This window comes from Mycobacterium sp. NGS24, from assembly GCF_059813065.1.
Genome location: NZ_JCALDW010000002.1, coordinates 249427 through 267790, shown reverse-complemented (window position 1 = coordinate 267790; position 18364 = coordinate 249427). Strand labels below are relative to the sequence as shown.

Annotated in this window: 17 protein-coding genes and 1 pseudogene; 8 read left to right on the top strand and 10 right to left on the bottom strand. The window is 67.2% G+C overall.

Annotated elements, in window-relative coordinates; all coding sequences use genetic code 11:
- Positions 1-53: 53 nt before the first annotated feature.
- Positions 54-734: pseudogene (gene ripD / locus AC5Y6Y_RS04210) on the bottom strand (NlpC/P60 family peptidoglycan-binding protein RipD); the annotation flags it as partial.
- A gap of 335 nt (positions 735-1069) precedes the next feature.
- Positions 1070-1504, bottom strand: coding sequence for a hypothetical protein (locus AC5Y6Y_RS04205; protein ID WP_499919086.1), 435 nt, complete (start codon positions 1502-1504; stop codon positions 1070-1072).
- 190 nt (positions 1505-1694) lie between these two features.
- Between AC5Y6Y_RS04205 and AC5Y6Y_RS04200 the strand changes: the two genes are divergently transcribed.
- From AC5Y6Y_RS04200 to AC5Y6Y_RS04180, 5 genes are all read left to right on the top strand, one after another.
- Positions 1695-3008 (top strand): adenosylmethionine--8-amino-7-oxononanoate transaminase, encoded by a 1314-nt coding sequence (locus AC5Y6Y_RS04200; protein ID WP_499919087.1) that lies wholly within the window; start codon positions 1695-1697, stop codon positions 3006-3008.
- A 5-nt stretch (positions 3009-3013) separates the two neighbouring features.
- On the top strand, positions 3014-4159 hold the full coding sequence (locus tag AC5Y6Y_RS04195) for an 8-amino-7-oxononanoate synthase (protein ID WP_499919088.1): 1146 nt from the start codon (positions 3014-3016) through the stop codon (positions 4157-4159).
- Entirely contained in the window at positions 4156-4830 is a 675-nt protein-coding gene (gene bioD, locus AC5Y6Y_RS04190; RefSeq protein ID WP_463825180.1) for a dethiobiotin synthase, read from the top strand. The genes AC5Y6Y_RS04195 and bioD overlap by 4 nt, the downstream gene beginning before the upstream one ends.
- Positions 4830-5333, top strand: coding sequence for a 2'-5' RNA ligase family protein (locus AC5Y6Y_RS04185; protein ID WP_499919090.1), 504 nt, complete (start codon positions 4830-4832; stop codon positions 5331-5333). Before bioD ends, AC5Y6Y_RS04185 begins: the two co-directional genes overlap by 1 nt.
- A 179-nt stretch (positions 5334-5512) precedes the next feature.
- Positions 5513-6214: a GAF and ANTAR domain-containing protein gene (locus AC5Y6Y_RS04180; RefSeq protein ID WP_463825182.1), complete on the top strand. Its 702-nt coding sequence runs from the start codon at positions 5513-5515 to the stop codon at positions 6212-6214.
- A 41-nt stretch (positions 6215-6255) separates the two neighbouring features.
- Here AC5Y6Y_RS04180 and AC5Y6Y_RS04175 read toward each other — a convergent pair whose 3' ends face one another.
- The 6 genes from AC5Y6Y_RS04175 to AC5Y6Y_RS04150 all read right to left on the bottom strand — a co-directional run bounded on the left by AC5Y6Y_RS04175 (position 6256) and on the right by AC5Y6Y_RS04150 (position 13623).
- Positions 6256-7650 (bottom strand): mechanosensitive ion channel domain-containing protein, encoded by a 1395-nt coding sequence (locus AC5Y6Y_RS04175; protein WP_499919091.1) that lies wholly within the window; start codon positions 7648-7650, stop codon positions 6256-6258.
- On the bottom strand, positions 7637-9820 hold the full coding sequence (locus AC5Y6Y_RS04170) for an adenylate/guanylate cyclase domain-containing protein (RefSeq protein ID WP_499919093.1): 2184 nt from the start codon (positions 9818-9820) through the stop codon (positions 7637-7639). The genes AC5Y6Y_RS04175 and AC5Y6Y_RS04170 overlap by 14 nt, the downstream gene beginning before the upstream one ends.
- Positions 9821-9850: 30 nt before the next feature.
- Complete coding sequence (locus AC5Y6Y_RS04165; RefSeq protein WP_499919094.1) at positions 9851-11218, bottom strand: hypothetical protein; 1368 nt, start codon at positions 11216-11218, stop codon at positions 9851-9853.
- Positions 11215-11580, bottom strand: coding sequence for a hypothetical protein (locus AC5Y6Y_RS04160; protein WP_463825186.1), 366 nt, complete (start codon positions 11578-11580; stop codon positions 11215-11217). The genes AC5Y6Y_RS04165 and AC5Y6Y_RS04160 overlap by 4 nt, the downstream gene beginning before the upstream one ends.
- Positions 11581-11584: 4 nt before the next feature.
- Positions 11585-13414, bottom strand: a complete 1830-nt coding sequence (locus AC5Y6Y_RS04155) for a hypothetical protein (protein WP_463825187.1) — start codon at positions 13412-13414, stop codon at positions 11585-11587.
- Between the two features lie 65 nt (positions 13415-13479).
- The gene (locus tag AC5Y6Y_RS04150) at positions 13480-13623 is read right to left on the bottom strand and encodes a hypothetical protein (protein WP_463825188.1); all 144 of its coding nucleotides are present in this window, start codon (positions 13621-13623) and stop codon (positions 13480-13482) included.
- A gap of 177 nt (positions 13624-13800) precedes the next feature.
- On the opposite strand from AC5Y6Y_RS04150, the gene bioB reads away from it, so the two are divergent.
- From bioB to AC5Y6Y_RS04135, 3 genes are all read left to right on the top strand, one after another.
- A complete protein-coding gene (bioB, locus tag AC5Y6Y_RS04145) occupies positions 13801-14850 on the top strand; it encodes a biotin synthase BioB (RefSeq protein ID WP_499919095.1) in 1050 nt (349 codons plus the stop codon).
- Positions 14850-15077 carry a biotin synthase auxiliary protein BsaP gene (bsaP, locus tag AC5Y6Y_RS04140; protein WP_463825190.1) on the top strand — a complete coding sequence of 76 codons (228 nt, stop codon included), beginning with the start codon at positions 14850-14852 and terminating at the stop codon, positions 15075-15077. Before bioB ends, bsaP begins: the two co-directional genes overlap by 1 nt.
- A gap of 282 nt (positions 15078-15359) precedes the next feature.
- Positions 15360-16073: a DUF2567 domain-containing protein gene (locus AC5Y6Y_RS04135; protein ID WP_499919161.1), complete on the top strand. Its 714-nt coding sequence runs from the start codon at positions 15360-15362 to the stop codon at positions 16071-16073.
- Positions 16074-16076: 3 nt separating this feature from the next.
- Here AC5Y6Y_RS04135 and AC5Y6Y_RS04130 read toward each other — a convergent pair whose 3' ends face one another.
- Positions 16077-17417 (bottom strand): lipase family protein, encoded by a 1341-nt coding sequence (locus tag AC5Y6Y_RS04130; RefSeq protein ID WP_463825191.1) that lies wholly within the window; start codon positions 17415-17417, stop codon positions 16077-16079.
- 203 nt (positions 17418-17620) lie between these two features.
- A complete protein-coding gene (locus AC5Y6Y_RS04125; protein WP_499919097.1) occupies positions 17621-18337 on the bottom strand; it encodes an NUDIX hydrolase in 717 nt (238 codons plus the stop codon).
- Positions 18338-18364 lie beyond the last annotated feature (27 nt).

Here is an 18364-nt window from a genome sequence, read left to right as displayed (position 1 = left end):
TGCTGCAAGGGCGCCTGCTGCCCAGGCAGCTGCTGCACCGGCGCCTGCTGCCCAGGCAGCTGCTGCACCGGCGCCTGCTGCCCAGGCAGCTGCTGGACGGGCGCCTGCTGCAACGGTGCCTGCTGGGCGGGCAACTGCTGTTGCTGCAGCGGAGCCTGTTGCGCCGGAGACTGGGCCAGCGGCGCCTGCTGGACGGGTGCCTGTTGCGCGGGGGCCAACGGCGCCGGGGCCGTTTGCGCACCCAGAATCCGGACCAGGTAGGGCGCCATGCCGCTGCTGCGCACCGGGGAAACCTGGACAACGTCGCCGACCTCGAGCATCTGGCCGTTGCCCAGGTACATCGCGACGGCCTGGGTGCCCTCAGGGCCGTAGAAGATCAGGTCACCCTTGCGGGCCTGCTGCGGCGCGACCCTCTCGCCGACCCGGTACATCTGACCCGAGGACCGGGGCAACTTGAGCCCGGCACCGGCGTAGGCGTACTGCATCAGACCGGAGGCATCGAAGCCGACGGTGTTGATCCCGGAACCGGTGCCGCGGGTGGGCCCGGTGACACCGCCGCCGGCCCAGGAGAACGGCACGCCACGCTGCGAAAGACCGCGGGCGATCACCGTGTCGACGGCCTGCTGGGAATCGGCCGGCCTGGTATACGGATCAGCGGACGCGAGTCCTGCTGTGGTTGCCATCGGCGCTCCCAGCATCATCAGGCCGATCGCGAAGGCGTAAACGCGTTTCATCTCGTTGCCTCTTTTCTGGGGCCCGTTGGCCCCTCGGTGCCTCAGCGCGGTGACCGCGCGCATCCGCCGTCGTTCCCCGACGGACGCGATCCGGCCGCCACGTCGGGGCCGAGCGCCGCTGGATGACACTTGGTGCGGTGAACCAGTCGGTAAGCCCGTTGTATTCACACCAGTCACTACAGCCACTTTGACAACAGAGAAGAGTGTTGGCCAGGGAGCCGAAAGAGAATTTGTGAGAACGTGACCAGACGGTGACGGGACCGGCCAATCTCGTAATAGCCGTGAGGATTTCGCTGGCAGATGTGTTGCCGGGGCGTGATGTTGCCGTCGGGAACTCAGCGCCCGAAGGTGGCGCTGAAATCGGTCAGAGCCCGGCCCAGGACCGACGCCAGGCTGAGGACGCCGACCGCAACGATCGGCCAGAACGACATGAACCAGCCCTTCACCAGCGACACGAAGGGACCGACCAACGCCGCGGTACCGGCTGCGCCGATGCCACCCCACACCAGCGGGAAAATGTAGTAATTCACGCCGAACGGCACCGGCGGGCAGTCCTCGCCCTGGCAGACGTTGTCGGTGAAGGCGAACAGCCGCGTCGGCCAGGTGGTCATCGTGAGAGCGGCGATCAGCAACGCCAGCAGCACGAACATGGTGACCACGTCCCAGGGGGCCAAGCGCAGCCGGATGACGCGGGGGCGTGATTCGTCGTACGACGGCGGCGCGTCGTCGCCCGTGTCGAGGGATTCATTCGGTGCGGCCACGCCAAGCATGCTTCCCGATGGCCGGGCATATCGCGACTCCACGCGGGGAGTCCGGTCACGTGTTGAGTGTGAAGTCAGGGCTTTGCCAGTGAGGTGACGGCGGAAAATCGGACATTCTGCGCCCTGACTTCACTACCGAAGCCGTGGCTGCACACCAGACGCAAAACCCGGCGGGACTGCTGGACTACTGTCGATCTCCGTGGCAGCGGCCGATTTTCCCGGCCCGGGGTTGACTCCCGAGCAGATCAGCGCGATCGACGCAGCTCATCTGTGGCATCCCTACAGCACCATCGGCAGCGAAGCGATCCCGCCCGTCGTCGCCGTCGCCGCCCGCGGCGCCTGGCTGACATTGATCCGGGACGGCCGCCCGATCGAGGTGCTCGATGCCATGAGTTCCTGGTGGACCGCGATACACGGCCACGGCCACCCGGTGCTCGACACGGCCATGACCGCCCAGCTGCGCACGATGAACCACGTCATGTTCGGTGGCCTGACCCACGAACCGGCGGCCCGGCTGGCCCGGCTGCTGGTGCAGATCACCCCGCCGGGACTGGAAACGGTGTTCTTCAGCGATTCCGGTTCGGTGTCGGTCGAGGTCGCTGTGAAGATGGCGCTGCAGTACTGGCGCAGCCGAGGCCGGCCGGCCAAACACCGGCTGATGACCTGGCGCGGCGGCTACCACGGCGACACCTTTACCCCGATGAGCGTCTGCGACCCGGACGGCGGGATGCACTCGCTGTGGACCGACGTCCTGGCCGACCAGGTGTTCGCCCCGCAGGTGCCACGCGACCACGACGCCGCCTACAGCACAGCGTTTGAAGAGCAGCTCGCCGCGCACTCCGCCGAGCTGGCCGCGGTGATTGTCGAACCCCTGGTGCAAGGCGCCGGGGGTATGCGGTTTCACGATCCGCGTTACCTGGCAGACCTGCGCGACATCTGCACCCGTCACGACGTGCTGCTCATCTTCGACGAGATCGCCACCGGATTCGGCCGCACCGGCGCACTGTTCGCCGCCGACCACGCCGGTGTCAGCCCGGACGTCATGTGCGTGGGCAAAGCCCTCACCGGCGGCTACCTCAGCCTGGCCGCGACACTGTGCACCACCGAAATCGCGCACACCATCAGCACCGGGTCGGCGGGTGCACTGATGCACGGGCCCACCTTCATGGCCAATCCATTGGCCTGCGCGGTCTCGGTGGCCAGCGTCGAGCTGCTGCTCGCCCAGGACTGGCGGTCCCGAGTCAACGAGCTCGCCGTCGGCCTCACGGCCGGGTTGGAGCCGGCACGGGCGCTGCCCGGGGTGGTGGACGTGCGGGTGTGCGGCGGAATCGGAGTCATCGAGTGCGCCCGGTCCGTGGATCTGGCGGTGGCCACGCCGGCGGCGCTGCACTGCGGGGTGTGGCTGCGCCCGTTCCGCAACCTGGTCTATGCCATGCCGCCCTATATCTGCGGCCCCGCCGAGATCGAGCGAATCACCTCGGCGATGGTGCAGGTCGCGGGCCTCGTAGGCTGAACGCCATGCAGGCCCCCATCAAGACCTCGCCGCTGGCCTGGCTGGCGGCGGTGGAAACGCAGCGCCGCGCGGCCGGGCTGCGTCGCTCGCTGCGTCCCCGCCCCGCGGTGGGCACCGAGCTCGATCTGGCTTCCAACGACTACCTCGGACTGTCCCAGCACCCGGCGGTCATCGACGGGGGCGTGCAGGCGTTGCGAATATGGGGTGCCGGTGCGACGGGATCCCGCCTGGTCACCGGGGACACCGAATTGCACGCGCAGTTCGAGACCGAGCTCGCTGAGTACGTCGGCGCAGCTGCTGGATTGGTGTTCTCCTCGGGGTACACCGCCAACCTGGGAGCCGTGGTCAGCTTGTCCGGCCCAGGGACATTGCTGGTCTCCGACGCCTACTCGCACGCCTCCCTGGTGGACGCCTGCCGGTTGTCGCGGGCGCGCGTGGTGGTCACGCCCAGTCGCGACGTCGCGGCGGTGGATGCAGCGCTGGGGTCGCGCACCGAGGAACGCGCTGTCGTCGTCACCGACTCGGTGTTCAGCGCCGACGGGGCACTGGCCCCGCTGCGCGAGCTGCACGCGGTGTGCCGGCGGAACCAGGCGCTGCTGATCGTCGACGAGGCCCATGGGCTCGGCGTGCGGGGCGGGGGCCGCGGGCTGGTGCACGAGGTCGGACTGGCCGGTTCGCCCGACGTCGTGGTGACCACGACGTTGTCCAAGGCACTCGGCAGCCAGGGTGGGGTGGTGCTCGGTCCGGCCGAGGTGCGCGCACACCTGATCGATGCGGCGCGTCCGTTCATCTTCGACACCGGCCTGGCGCCGGCAGCGGTGGGTGCTGCGTTGGCGGCATTGCGACTCCTCAAGACGGAAACCTGGCGACCAGACGCAGTGCTTGCTCATGCAGCAGAGCTGGCCCGGGTCTGCGCTGTCCAGCAGGTCCCGCAGTCGGCCGTGGTGTCGGTGATCCTGGGCGATCCGGAGGTGGCGGTGGCCGCGGCGGCGGCGTGCCTGGACGCCGGGGTCAAGGTGGGCTGCTTCCGGCCGCCGACGGTGCCGGCCGGCACGTCGCGACTGCGACTGACCGCCCGGGCGTCGCTGAGCGTCGAGGAATTGGAGTTGGCGCGGCGCGTGCTCGCCGATGTGCTGCAGGCGCGCGCTTGACCGTTCTGGTCGTCACCGGGACCGACACGGGTGTCGGGAAAACGGTTGCCACCGCCGCCCTGGCGTCGCACGCCCGCCAGGCCGGCATCGATGTCGCGGTGTGCAAGCCCGCCCAGACCGGCATCCGCGACGGTGACGACGACCTCGCGGAGATCCGCAGGCTGTCCGGGGTGACCGAACTTGCCGGGCTGGCGCGCTACGAGTTGCCGATGTCACCGATGGCCGCGGCCCAGCAGGCGGGTCTGCAGTTGCCCACCCGTGATCAGGTGCTGCGTCTGATCCGCGACCTGGACCGCCCCGGACGTCTGACCCTGGTCGAAGGCGCCGGTGGACTGCTCGTTGAACTCGCAGCCGGTGGCGTCACCCTGCGCGACCTCGCCGTCGATCTGTGCGCCGCGGTCCTGGTCGTGGTCCGCGCCGGTCTGGGCACCCTCAACCACACCGCATTGACGTTGGAAGCGCTTGCGGCACAGCATATTTCGTGCGCTGGTCTGGTGATCGGCAGCTGGTCGGCGCAACCGGGGCTGGTGGAAACAACCAATCGGGAAGCGCTGAACCAACTGGCTACTGTTCGCGCGGTGCTGCCCGCCGGAGCCGCGTCGCGCGCCGACTTCGCCGCCATCAGCACTACCGCGTTCGATGCCGCATGGGTACGAAATCTGTTGCGCTGATGGCCCATTCGATCGAGCTGCTGTTCGACCCCGACACCGAGGCCGTCCTCCGCAGGATGTGGGACGACCTGGCGGCCTCGAGCGTCGACGTCCGCATCCCGCCGGGCCGTCCGCATGTCACCGTGGTGGTCGCCGAACGCATCGACCCCATCGTCGACGAACTGTTGCGACCCGTCGCGCGGCGGTTGCCGTTGCGCTGCTTGATCGGTGCGCCGGTGTTGTTCGGCCGGGACCCGGTGGTGCTGACCCGGCTGGTGGTGCCCAGCCGGGAGCTGCTGCGGCTGCATGCCGAGGTGCACCGGTTGTGCAACGCGCACCTGATCCCGATGCCCAACAGCCTGCCTGGACAGTGGACCGCGCACGTCACGTTGGCCCGCCGGGTCGGTAGCGCCCAACTGGGGCAGGCGCTGCCCCTGGTGACCCGGCCACCGCAGCTGGTCGGTCAGTTCGCCGCGCTACGCCGCTGGGACGGCGACCAGCGGGTCGACTACCTGCTCGGTTAGCGGACCGTCCGCGATCGTGGGGCTCCTGCGTCAGGCGTACTCGTCCCGAAGCCGGGTATCCGCCAGGCAGGTGGTACGGCAGTCCGGAATGTCAGGACCACTCAGCCCTCGGCGGTCCTGAAACCGGCTGCCGGGGGCGCTCCAGGCGACGTTCTACGACGTGGATTAGGGTTTTTGGTATGGCCGGAGAAGCTGCGCAGGATCTCGCGTCGCTTCTCGGCGACCTGGCGGTCCACATGCAGGGTCAGACCGACGTCGGTGAGACCCTTGCCGCGATCGTCGAGGGCGCGGTCGCGCTGGTGCCGGGCACTCGGTGGGCCGGGATTTCACTCATCGAGGCAGGCGCGGTGCGCGCTGAAGTTCCGACCGATCCACGGGTCGCCGAACTGGACGAGATGCAGACCGCACTGAATGAAGGACCGTGCCTGGACGCGCTACGAGAGCACCACACAGTGCTCGTCGACGATTTGAGCAGCGAGAAACGGTGGCCGCGCTACGCCCGGGCGGCACGGGACCGGGGGATGGGTAGCGTCCTGTCGTTCCAGCTGTTCGTCAACCAGCAGAACCTGGGCGCGCTCAATCTGTACGCCGCCGAAGCCGGAGTGTTCGGCGAAGATTCGGTCCACATAGGACTCGTGCTGGCCCAGCATGCCTCGATAGCGCTCGCCGGCTCCGCCGCCGCCACCCACTTTGACGCGGCCTTGACCACCCGTGACATCATCGGCCAAGCCAAAGGCATCATCATGCAGCGGATGAATCTCACTGGCCTGCAGGCATTCAACTTACTCATCAAGACGTCGCAGCGCGGAAACATCAAACTCATCGAGATAGCGCGGTGGATCGTCGAACAGCACGAGGCGGGACTGGACCGTCCGTCCTGAGGCGTCCGCGGCAGCGGCATGATCGTGACAGCGATCGCGCGTTACGCCTGCGCGCACGCCTGTTCCACTCTGGCGCGCCGATTCTCGATGGCGCGGCCCAGCTCCTGCTGCAGCACCGGCCTGCCCATCACGAATTGAGCGAGATGCTCGCGATCTAGTTGCAGCGCGGTCACTTCGCCGATCGCCCGTGCGTCGGCCAGATTGGGCTGACGGGTCAGCGCGGTCGCACCGAGGAACGAACCTTCGTCCATGGTGCCGATCACCACGGGCGATCCGTCGTCGGCGACCGCGGTCAACCGCACGCTGCCCTCGATAAGGAACGTCATGCTCGACGGCACCCGATCAGCGTGTTCGACGATCTCGTCGGCCGCGTACCGCACGATCCTGCCGTACGTGCCCAACGCCTGCCGGTCGTTCTGGGTCAGGCGCAACGCAGGTGCCACCACCGTGCGCAACGCCCAGTCGACCCTTTCCGGCGTCGAATAGTCGTCGTCCTGTTCGTCGAGGCGCAACCCCTCGCGGCGGGCGGCGTACCACAACCAGCGCAGAAAGGTGGCTTGCGCTGCGGAGTCGTCGGCCGGTGAGCGCAATCCGATGGTGACGCGGTACTGGCCGGTGCCGATGGGCAGGGCGGTGCTGTCGAAGTCGGTCCGGCGCTGCGGCAGCGCATCGGCGGTCCGGGTCAGCAGCGCGCACACCCGTTCCGGCGGGTCGGCCGCCGCGAACGCGGCGGTGATGACCAGCATGTGAGCACCGGCCGGCCGGCTCAAATTGGTGAACGACGTCGTGGCCAGCACCGAGTTCGGAGTGATCTGAAGTCCCTGGCCGGTCTGGATGTGCACGGCACGCCAGTTGGCCTCGATGATGCGCCCGCGCGCGGCCGGGGTGTCCAGCCAGTCACCGATGCGGAACGGCTGTTCGAACAACATGAACAGACCCGACACGATCTGGCCGACGGAATTCTGCAGCATCAGGCCGATGACCACCGACGTCACGCCCAGCGCGGTGAAGATACCGCCGACGCGCACTCCCCAGACGTAGGAAAGGATGACCGCCAGCCCCACGCCGATCAGCAGGAATCGGGTCACGTCCAGGAAGATGTCTGGCACCCGCCTGCGCCACGACCCCTGCGGGGCCCCCTCGAACACGGTCGCGCTGAGCCCGGAGAGCAGCAGCACCAGCAGTACGAAGCCGAAGACCGTGGCCAGCAGTCGAACCGAGGGGACGTCGGCGGGCAGCTTCGCGACCTGGACCAGCAGCACCAACAGTGCCCCCAGCGGCACCAGGTAGCTGCGCAGCAGCAACACCGGCCGGGCCAGTGGGCTGGCGCCGCGGACCAGGCTGTGGTGCCACTCGGTCAGTGCGATCAGCAGCAGCGGAAGACCGACCACCAGTGCGGTGGCCCACCAGAGGAATGACGTGTCAGTGCTGGTCATCAGAGTCCTCCGACAATTTCCAGATCTGCACGTCCCGGCCGCCGACGCTGACCACGCCGGCTTCGGTGAACTGCCGGATGTCGCGCATCGCCTCGTACACCTGAGAGGTCACGTAGATCCCCGACCGTGTGGTGCTGCCACGCACGCTGTGGGCCAGATTGACCGCCGCGCCCCACATGTCGTAGACGATGCTGGACCGCCCGACCAGCCCGCTGATGACGTGACCGGTGTTGATGCCGGCGCGCAGCGACACGTGGTAACCGGTCTTGCTGTTGAACCGCTCGATGATGGCCTGCATCTCCACCGCGAACTCGACGGTGCGGTGCACGCTGTCCAGTCGCGGGAAATTCAGTCCGCAACTGGCCAGGTAACCGTTGTGCAGTGTTCGAATCGGTTCCACGCCAAGCGCTTCCGCTGCTGCATCGAGCTCCTGGATGAGGTCGTCGACGATGCCGACCAATTCGTTTCCGGACAGGTGGTTGGAAACTTCGTCCAGTCCGACGAAGTCGGCGAAGATGACAGTGACGTCCTGATGTTCCTGCGCGATGGTCTGTTCGCCCTCGCGGTATCGCTGGGCAACCGGCTCGGGCATCAGCGACCCCAGCAACCGGTCGTTCTCCTTGCGCTGCTCCGAGAGCAGCTCTTCCTTGATCTGCAGGTTGTGGCTCATGTCGTTGAAAGCCTCGGTCAGTTCGCCGATCTCGTCGCGTGATGTCACCGGTATGGCGACGTCGTAGTTGCCTGCGCTGATCTGATGGGCTCCGGCCTGCAACCGCCGGATGGGTCTCACGAAGATCTGGGCTACCAGCAGTGCCCCCACGCATATCACGAAAACCATTGCCGCAGTAGCGATTACGATTGTCTTGGTGAGCGAGAGGAACCGGGCGTTAGCTTCGGAGGTCTCTCGCGACGCGAGTATCGTCCAGTGCAGGTCGGAATTCGGCAGCGAGAGCGGGGCGTACGCGACCAGTTCGCGCCGGCCCAGATAATCTCTGTCAATCATGGTGCCGGTGTCGCCGCGCTGCGCGGCACGCACCGCGTCGGTCGCCACCGGCTGAACCAGTGTCGTTCCGCGCCAACGCATCGCCTCTTCGATGGTGTCGGGCCGCGTGCCTGCCGATATCGCCTCGGTCTGGTACTGCTGCGGGTCTTCCAGGAACAACCGCGAGTCCGAGCGCATCAGGCTGTCCGGGCCGGCGAGGTAGGTTTCACCGGTCTTGCCCATTCCGGCGGCCAGCCAGTTGCGGTCGGCGGTCATGATGCGGTTCACCTTGGCGATCGGGAGCGGCAGCGCCAGCACCCCCGCGGCCTTACCGGGCGTTCCGATCGGCGCCACCAGCCATGCGACGGGTTGGCCGAGTTGCGCCGCATAGGGTTGAAAGTCGGTGATCCACACGAAATTCGATGAGTTCGCACCCATCGCCCGCTCGAAGGCGCCGCGCAGATTGGACTGACGGTACGGGCCGGTGGCGATGTTGCTGCCGAGCGAGGGATTCTTGCGCACGCTATAGACGACATTGCCGCGCGCGTCGAGCAACAATGCATCCCGATACTCGAAGCGGGTTGCGATTTCGCGGAAGTACTCGTTGAAGCGGGCGTTGGCCGCCGACCAGGCGCTGCCGTCGCCGGCGTCGTCGAGCGCTGAGGCATTCGGCGCCACCGTGTAATGGGCCTGCAGGTACCGCTGTGCGTTGCTGGCGGGCAGCAGGGCATCGAGGTCCAGTTTGGTGCCGGTCGCGCTTTCGACCGGCTTGATCACCCGATCGTTGTAGTAGGTGACCAGTGCCTGCTGCTGTGCGGGATCCACGGGTGCGTTCGCGAGTTGGTCGAAACCCGCGGTGAACGCCTGAACCGCCTCCAGTGCCGTCGTCCCGCGGCTGTAGATCACCAGCGAATTGGCCAGATCGGAGAACAGCGTCTCCACGGCTCGCTTCTGCGACTCGCGCAACTGTGTCATCCGGTCCGAGGCCGACGGTAACAGCGCGTTGCGAGCGGCGATGTATCCGACCACCCCGATCACGCCCAACGACATCAAGCTGGCGACCAGCAACATCGCCATCACCTTGGATTGCAGACTGAACCACGACGCGACGTGCGGGCGCCGCCATCGTCGGCCGGTCGGGGGCGGGTCGCCCGCAGCAATCTCTTCGGTCGAACTCGGCGAGGTCAATGAGGTTCCTTTCCCTTGCCGCTCACCCTCTCAACCACCAAACAGCAAATACAAGCCCATGAAGGTGTAACCAACCATGACCAGCATCATGGTGAGCTGACCGGTGAGCTGGTGGTCTTTGGGGAGCAGACGTAACGCTTTGTCGTGCGCTGCGATGACCGCCACGATGTGACCCGTGACCACGCACGCCACCTTGATCGTCGACAGCACCGCCGGATGCATCGACAACACGTAAGCGACGTGCTGGTCGGCCAGCCCGAACGGATTCCAGCCGCGTCCCAGCGGATCGGCGAGCGCGATGACGGCCTGCTGTCCACGCTCCACCAGGTAAGTGAGGTAGTGCGCAAAGATATAGCCCACCACGATCGGGATCAACGAGTGCGCCAGCTGCCCGGGCAACTCGCGGCGCTGCCCGGCGTCCACCCCGCCGGTCGCGCGTGCCGCCAGCGAAAAGGTAAGCGCGACAATCGAAATGAAGATGATCAACCCGGCTGTCCGCAGCGCGGAGGAGGTCAGCGTCTCCGGCACGCCGTGCATACCGCGGGCGATGCCGTCCGCGAAATTCCGCCAGGCCGGCGCCGCCGAGAAGCTGTCGAAGGCGGTGGAGCCGAGCAACACCGACAGCACCATCACCACTCCCGGGCGCACCGGCAGTGACGGCAGGTGGTCGAACGGGTTGCCGATCACGATCTTGCCGGTTTCGGTGTTGCGCCAGAACGGGCACAGTCGCGACACCGCCATGCTGTACACGCCGAACGGGTCGGCCCGGGCTAGGAAGCGCTGCCCGCACAGCCACGCCCCGACGAACAGCACCACCGCATAGATCAGCAACCATGTCTTCACCGCGGTCAACGAAGCTGGATCCGGGCTCGCCAGTTCCATCCAGACGAATGCGAACAACCCGATCGCGGCCGGACGGTACCCCCAGCTCTCCGGATAGGCCAGTCGGGTTCGACGCAGGCGCTCCGGCAGGCAGCGTCGCACCAGCAGATACACCGTGCGCACCGGGGAGACAACTCGCCAGACCGGGCCGAAGGACAGCGACAGCGCGACCAACCCGACCCACAGCAACACATAGAACGCCCCGAGCAGGCCGTTGGCCTGCGTCTGCGGACCCCACAGCCCGGCGGCCAGCACCCAGCAGGCGAACAGCAACGCCAGACCGGCAGCCACCCACCGGGTGATGCGGGCATCGACCACGGCGGTCACCGCCTCCGGTAACGGACGACCCGGTTTGGCCGGATCGAACCGCGGCCGCTTCCAGGCCAGCGCGACCAGGGCGAAGGTGAACGTCAGCGCCCAGGCCGCGCCGATGAGGGCGAACGTGTACGGAACCGGGAGATCGTTGGACCCGCCGAGGCCGTGCGCGAGCACCGACGCCGAGCGGCTGTCGGTCACGGTTGGACTTGGATGGTCGCGATCGTCTTGTGCAGGTGGTGTGACTCCACGTCGACGCTGCCGGGCACGTCAACGCTGAACTGGAACGTCTGGTTCGGCGCGGCCGCGACCTGGAACCTGTGGTCGGGGACCGAGTGGACGTGCAGCTCGTCGGTGGCGTCACTGGTGACGTGCAGGGTGATCTGCTGCTTGACCTTGGCCTGCAGGGTGGCGTTGGTCGGGGAGATCTGTCCGTTGGCGATGGTCACGTTGAGTTCCAGCGCCGCCGGGGCGGAATTGCTCGTCGAATTGCCACCGCAGGCGATCAGCGCCGACATGAGCAACCCCGCCCACGCCGCGGCGAGGGCACGCTTGACTGTCATCGAGCTATGCCGCTTCAGGAAGGGGGTGCTTTTCCTCTTCCGGCTGCCGGGGCTTGGTGGTCTCGTTGTTGATCCGGCCGGCGCCCCACGTCAGCGCCGTGATCACCATCAGGGTGAAGATCAGCACCAGGATCGAGCCTCCGGTGAACAGCCATTCGGGCGCGTTCGGGTCGCGTTCGCGCTGCAGGATGGTGTTCTCCAGGACGAACGGCCGGGTGATGACCGGCTGGGCGGGCACCTCCGGTGCAGGAATCGCCTCGTCGGCCGGTTCATAAATCGGCACCGCGGTCATGGTGTAGCCGTCATGCACGCGCAACAGCGTCTTCCACGAACCCCATACCGGGATGGGTTTGGTGGTGCGGTAGTGCCCGGGACCCACCTTCTCGAGCCGGTTGATGACCAGACCGCGGTCGTTGACCATTTTTCCCTGCCACGATGTGGTCGACAGCCAATAGGGCTCGTCCTGGATCAGGTCCGGCGGGTTGATCAGCACGTCCGCCGAAACCATCCGTTTGCCGGGTTCGCCGGGCAGGTCGGTGAGCGTGATGGTCGCGGTGTTCTGGCTCGGGATGACGATGTGCAACCCGTTGGCCACCGCCACTCCGATGACCAGAACCGTGGCGGCGACGAATCCGATGCCGATGGCACGGCCGGGCAGTTTCTGCCCGGTCAGCACCATTCCGGTCATCGCTCCGCAGACGCCCATCAGCACCGCGACCGGCACTGCCATCGCCAGGGCCTCGCCCCACATGCTGACCGGCCACGGGTAGTGATAGACGGCGCCGATCCAGAGCGACTCCAGCCACAGGCCCACGGTGCCCACCAGCAGGCCGGTGACCGCGCCGAACACGATGGGACGCTTCAACAGCGGGGTGAGCGCCAGGATCTCGACCACCAGCGCGGGGCCGAGGTACAGCGGGAACCAGTTCAGTGGTGCGCCCAGGACGGGACCGACCGTGAAGGCCACCGCGCCGCGCAGCGCGATCGCGAACAGCGCTGCGATGATCGCCGCGCCCTTCCCCAGCGTCATGCGCGCCACGATCAGCGCGAGCGCCGCGACGCCGGCGATCATCATCGGTTGGAATACCAGGCGGAACTGCGGGACGCCGAAGTCGAACTCGATCTGATACACCGACAGGCCGATCAGCAGTCCACCGCAGGACAGGTAACGCAGGAACCGGACGAACGGCTTCTCCGGCGGCGCGTCGGGCAGCGCCCGCCCGCCTTCGTACTCGAGCATGAGCACGGAGAACAGGGACAGGCCCGCCCCACCGATCATCATCAGGTGGGTGGGACCCCACAGAGTGACGTCCTGGCCGAAGATGCGGTGCCAGATGTCGTCAAGCGGAAAACCGAACAAGGCGTACATGCCACAACCGGCCATCAAGATGCCGCCGACGGGGGCGTGCCAGTGTTCGGTGATCCGCACCGGGGCGGGACCGGGCTTGTCGAACGGGAGCGCGATCGCGGTCATGCCGGCCAGGAAGATGCCGAACAACCCGATAATGATGAAGTAGTGCGCCGGGTTTGCCAGCGGACCGGGGTCGCGACCTTCACCGATGTGCCAGCTGACGTCCCAGATGAAGCCGAACAGCGCGCAGATGATGGACGTGGTGTATACCAACACCGGCAGTGCCACCCAGGCCGGACGCTTGAACTTGACGCCGAGCCAGTTGGCGAACTTGTCCAGCCAACTGATCCGGTGGGTGCGATGAGCCCAACCAATACCCAGCATGATCAGCGTGATCACCAGTGCGGCAACTGACAGGCCGATGACCTGATTCAGTTCCGCACCGCGTGCTGCCGGCGCCTCCGCCACAACTGCCATTTCCATCGCGATCGCCTCCCGTTTTGCGCCGCTGATTAGGACGAATCTTTAATGCCCCATTGCAACACTGGTCAATCCTGCTTTTCGCTCGAGCTTCGCCGGTTCCGCATTGCGATATACAACACCACGCCTACGACAATCAACGCAGGAGTCAGTGCCGGAATCGCCAGCCAGACCCCGTGGTCAGCCAGGTAGATGACGTTTTCGTCGGTCATAGTGGTTCTCTACCCTGCCGGATGGACTTGTATCCCGGCAACTGTGTCAGTGCGGCACTGCGAGCCCGCTCCGGGTCCGCCGGGGCCGGGACCGTTAACCTAGCCTGAACATCTTTCGATTCGGGCCGCCGCGGCCGGAACGCGCGCGGGCCCGATCAAGAAGCAGGGGAGTACCTGGTGACCCAAGCGCCAATTCGACCGTCTACCGAGGCCGGCCTGGATCGCGACGCCGACGCGGACATCCTGGCCGTCGCCCGCCGGCAGGTGCTGGAGGGCGGTGCGGGGCTCAGCAAGGACCAGGTGCTGCAGGTACTGCAGTTGCCCGATGACCGGCTCGAGGAGCTGCTGGCCCTGGCTCACGAGGTGCGGATGCGCTGGTGTGGTCCCGAGGTCGAGGTGGAGGGCATCATCAGCCTCAAGACCGGCGGCTGCCCGGAGGACTGCCACTTCTGTTCCCAGTCGGGTTTGTTCAAGTCGCCGGTGCGCAGTGCTTGGCTGGACATCCCCAGCCTGGTGGAGGCCGCCAAGCAGACCGCGAAGTCCGGGGCCACCGAATTCTGCATCGTGGCCGCGGTGCGCGGACCCGACGAGCGGTTGCTCGCCCAGGTCGCAGCCGGCATCGAGGCGATTCGTAACGAGGTGGAGATTCAGATCGCCTGCTCGCTGGGCATGTTGACGGCCGAGCAGGTGGATCGGTTGGCGGCGATGGGGGTGCACCGTTACAACCACAACCTCGAGACCGCACGGTCGTTCTTCACCAATGTCGTCACCACCCACACCTGGGAAGAGCGCTGGCAGACGCTCTCGATGGTGCGCGACGCCGGCATGGAGGTGTGCTGCGGCGGGATCTTGGGCATGGGCGAGACGCTGGAACAACGCGCCGAGTTCGCCGCCGACCTGGCCGAGTTGAACCCCGACGAGGTGCCGCTGAACTTCCTCAATCCGCGGCCCGGCACGCCGTTCGGTGACCTGGAAGTGTTGCCGGCCAGCGAAGCGCTCAAGGCGGTCGGTGCGTTCCGGCTGGCGTTGCCGCGCACGATGCTCCGGTTCGCCGGCGGCCGCGAGATCACTCTGGGCGACCTCGGCGCCAAGCAGGGCATCCTGGGCGGGATCAACGCGGTGATCGTCGGCAACTACCTGACCACGCTCGGTCGGCCCGCTGAAGCCGACCTCGAGTTGCTTAACGACCTGCAGATGCCGCTCAAGGCGCTCAACGCAAGTCTGTAATGGGCCGCGATCTGCCGGACCCGGTGGGGGCGGGCGTTTACAACGTCTATACCGGTGTGCAAGCCGGCACCGCGGTGCCCACCGCAGCCGAACTGGGCCTGGAACCGCCCCGGTTCTGCGCCGCGTGCGGGCGGCGGATGATCGTGCAGGTTCGGCCCGACGGTTGGTGGGCCAAGTGTTCGCGGCACGGACTGGTGGATTCTGCCGACCTGGACGTGCAGCGCTGACAGCTCACATGTCTCTGGCTGTGCCGGCGCAGCCGTGGGCCGGCGTCACCGACGCAGTGAGGCCCGCAATCGGTGGCGTCGTCGACGGTGCCGCCCCCGGGCGCGAGAGGCGCTCGCCTCGCGCGACCGGCCCCGAAATGCCGGCAAATGGGGCTGATGAGCGCACATATGAGGGCGCTGGGGACCGGCAAAGGCCCGGAGCCGACGACGCCGCGCCCCCAGGCTGATACCGCGACAACGATATGCTCGCGGGGCGTCTGCGATCGGAGGTGAGTGCAGGTGATGGACGGAGTGGCGGTGACGCCGCAGCAGCCGTCGGGTGCGGATCCCGGCCGGGTCGCGCCGCGGACCACGCGCCGGCGCGCGCTGCTGACCGTGGTGGCTGTCCTGACGGCGGCCGGCGTGCTCGTCGGCGCGCTGTGGGCGTGGATTGCTCCGGCTGTCCACGCCGTGGTGGCCGTCACCCGCAAGGGCGAGCGGGTGCACGAATACCTGGGCGGCCTGGACGGTGAGCCGCGGAACTTCTTCATCGCGCCGATGCTCTTGGTGAGTTTGCTGGGGGTCGTCGCGGTAGTGGCCGCGGTGGCGGCGTGGCAGTGGCGCGACCATCGCGGTCCGCAGATGGTCGCCGCGCTGTGCCTCGGACTGGTCGGCGCGGCCGCGGTCGCTGCCGGGGTGGGGGCGCTGCTGGTCCATTTGCGTTACGGTGCGTTGGATTTCGACAGTGTTCCGTTGTCGAAGGCCGACCACTCGCTGACCTACGTGACGCAGGCGCCCCCGGTGTTCTTCGGCCACTCGGCTGCGCACATCGTGGTCACCCTGCTCTCACCGACCGCGACGGTGGCCCTGGTCTATGCGGTCCTGGCGGCCGGGACGATCCGCGACGACCTGGGCGGCTACCCGCCGCAGCACCGGGTGCACTGGGTTGCGCCGATGCCCCCGGCGGGACCCCCGCCCGCTCCGAAGCCGATGACCCCGCAGGGCCCGCTGACGTAAGAACTAGAGCGGCCGGCGGTGGATCTTGCGGCCGGTGATCACTTTGGCCGCGATCACACCGAGCCGCGCCATGCCGGCATAGGTCATCGGGTTGAACATCGTGGGCCACGTCGTACGCACCAGGTGGTCGGTCAGCGGCCGGTCGGCGAACCGGTCGATCAACCAGCGCAGTGCCATGGGCGCCGACAGCGGGTGTAGGAACATGTGCTCGTTGAACGCATCCCGGTGGTAGGTGACGCTGGCGCCACCGGCGATGTAGGTCTCGGCGAGCTCGTCGATGTCGTCGACGGCGATCAGATAGTCGTGGACGGCCTGCACGATCAGCACCGGCGGGGTGGGGATGGCCGCCCCGAGCTTGATGTTGTCGAAGACGTGCACCACCGCCGGTCTGGACAGTGTCTGTTCCAGCGGTTCGTCGAGGTAGTCGCCCATGTTCTTGTGCGCCATCTTGACGACGGCTTCCACCGTGGTCATCGTCTCCAGCCGGTCGAGCAGGGCACGTCCCTCTTCGCTGGTGTGCTCCTTGATCACCGCGTCCAGACCGGGGTAGGTGTGCGTGAGCGCGGCGACCACCAGGGAGGGCAGACCGGCGAACAGGCCACCGTTGAGCCTGCGGAACGTATTGCCCAGGTTGCCGACGGGGGAGCCCAGGACCGCCCCGACGATGTTCAACTCGGGGGCGTATTCACCGCACATCTCGGCTGCCCACGCGCTGGCCAGCCCGCCGCCGGAGTAACCCCACAGGCCGATCGGCGCCGACGGCGACAAACCGAGCCGCTCGGTGTTCAGCGCCGCGCGCAGCCCGTCCAGGATGCGGTAACCGGGTTCGAACGGCACGCCCCAGGCGCCGCGCAAACCTTCGTGGTCGGGCACCGAAACCGCCCAGCCTTCTGCCACAGCCGCGGTGATCAGCAGCAGCTCGAGTTGACTGATGGATCCGAGCGCCTTCGCCCGCCGCCGCAGCGCATACGACGGAAAGCAGCGCGACGCCACCGCGTCGATGGCGCACTGGTAGGACAGCACCGGCGTCGTCTTGCCGGGCGCCACCTCCGCCGGGACGAGCACCGTGGTCACCGTCGCCTCGGGGTTGCCGTTCAGATCGGTGGTGCGGAAGAGCAACTGGACAGCCGTCATGGACTGCGGGATCAGGCCCATGAAGGCCAGTTCGACGTCGCGCGAACGCAGCACGGTCCCGGGTTCGGCGTGCTGGAAGCCGGGGGGCGGCTGATAGAACGGGTCGTCGGACGGCAGCAGCGGGCGGGTCTTGCGCTGCAACTCCTCGTGCGGAGCGCGGCCGATCCACTCCGCACCCGTTGCGCCTGCCACATTGGCCAGCTCCACCATCAAGGCTCCCTTCGAGGCCGATCGGCTTCGGTGTACGCGTGCCACCGGCCCCGATACCGCGGGACGGGCGCGCCGTCAGCCTGTCGAAGCGCAGCGTTGATGCTCACTCTGCGCCAGTAGCTTCTTAAACAACTCTTAAAGACAGTACAGGCCGGTTACGCCGATCCGAAGTCAGCACGCCGTGGTGCCCGTCACAAGGCCGCTCAGCCGGGCGGCCGCAGCGCGGCGAACTCGTCGGTGACCCGCAGCCGGGAGTCGGTGAATCGGTACAGCGCCGCTGGGCGGCCGCCGCTGCGTCCGGACTGGGCGATGGTGCCGGTCTGGGTGATGACCTTACGGCGGGCCAGCACCCGCTGCAGGTTGGTCGCATCGACCTGGTGGCCCAGGGCGGCACCGTAGATATCGCGCAAGGTGGACAACGCGAATTCCCTCGGCGCCAGGGCAAATCCGATGTTCGTGTACGACATCTTGGCCACCAGTCGGGTGCGGGCGTGCGCCACCATCGGGCCGTGGTCGAACGCCATCTCCGGTAACGAGTTGACCGGGTGCCAGCGGGTGTCGGGCGGCAGTTCCGGCGTGGCAGGGGAGGGCACCAGACCCAGGAAGGTGGAGGCGATCATGCGGGTGCCCGGCACGCGCTCGGGGTCGGAGAACACGGCCAGCTGTTCCAGATGCGAGATTTCGCGCAGATCCACTTTCTCGGCGAGTTGGCGACGAACCGAGGTGGTCATGTCCTCGTCGTTGCGCAACCGGCCGCCGGGCAGTGACCACGCACCCTGTTGCGGTTCCTGTGCGCGCTGCCACAGCAGGACGTTCAACTGCGGTTTTTGTGCCTGTAACCCCTTTGCAGTGCTGCCGGCACCCAGTGAAACCTGGAACACGACGGCAAGCACTTCGTGTGCGGTGCTACCATGAGGCATGTTTTCGATTATAAGTCGAAAACCTCC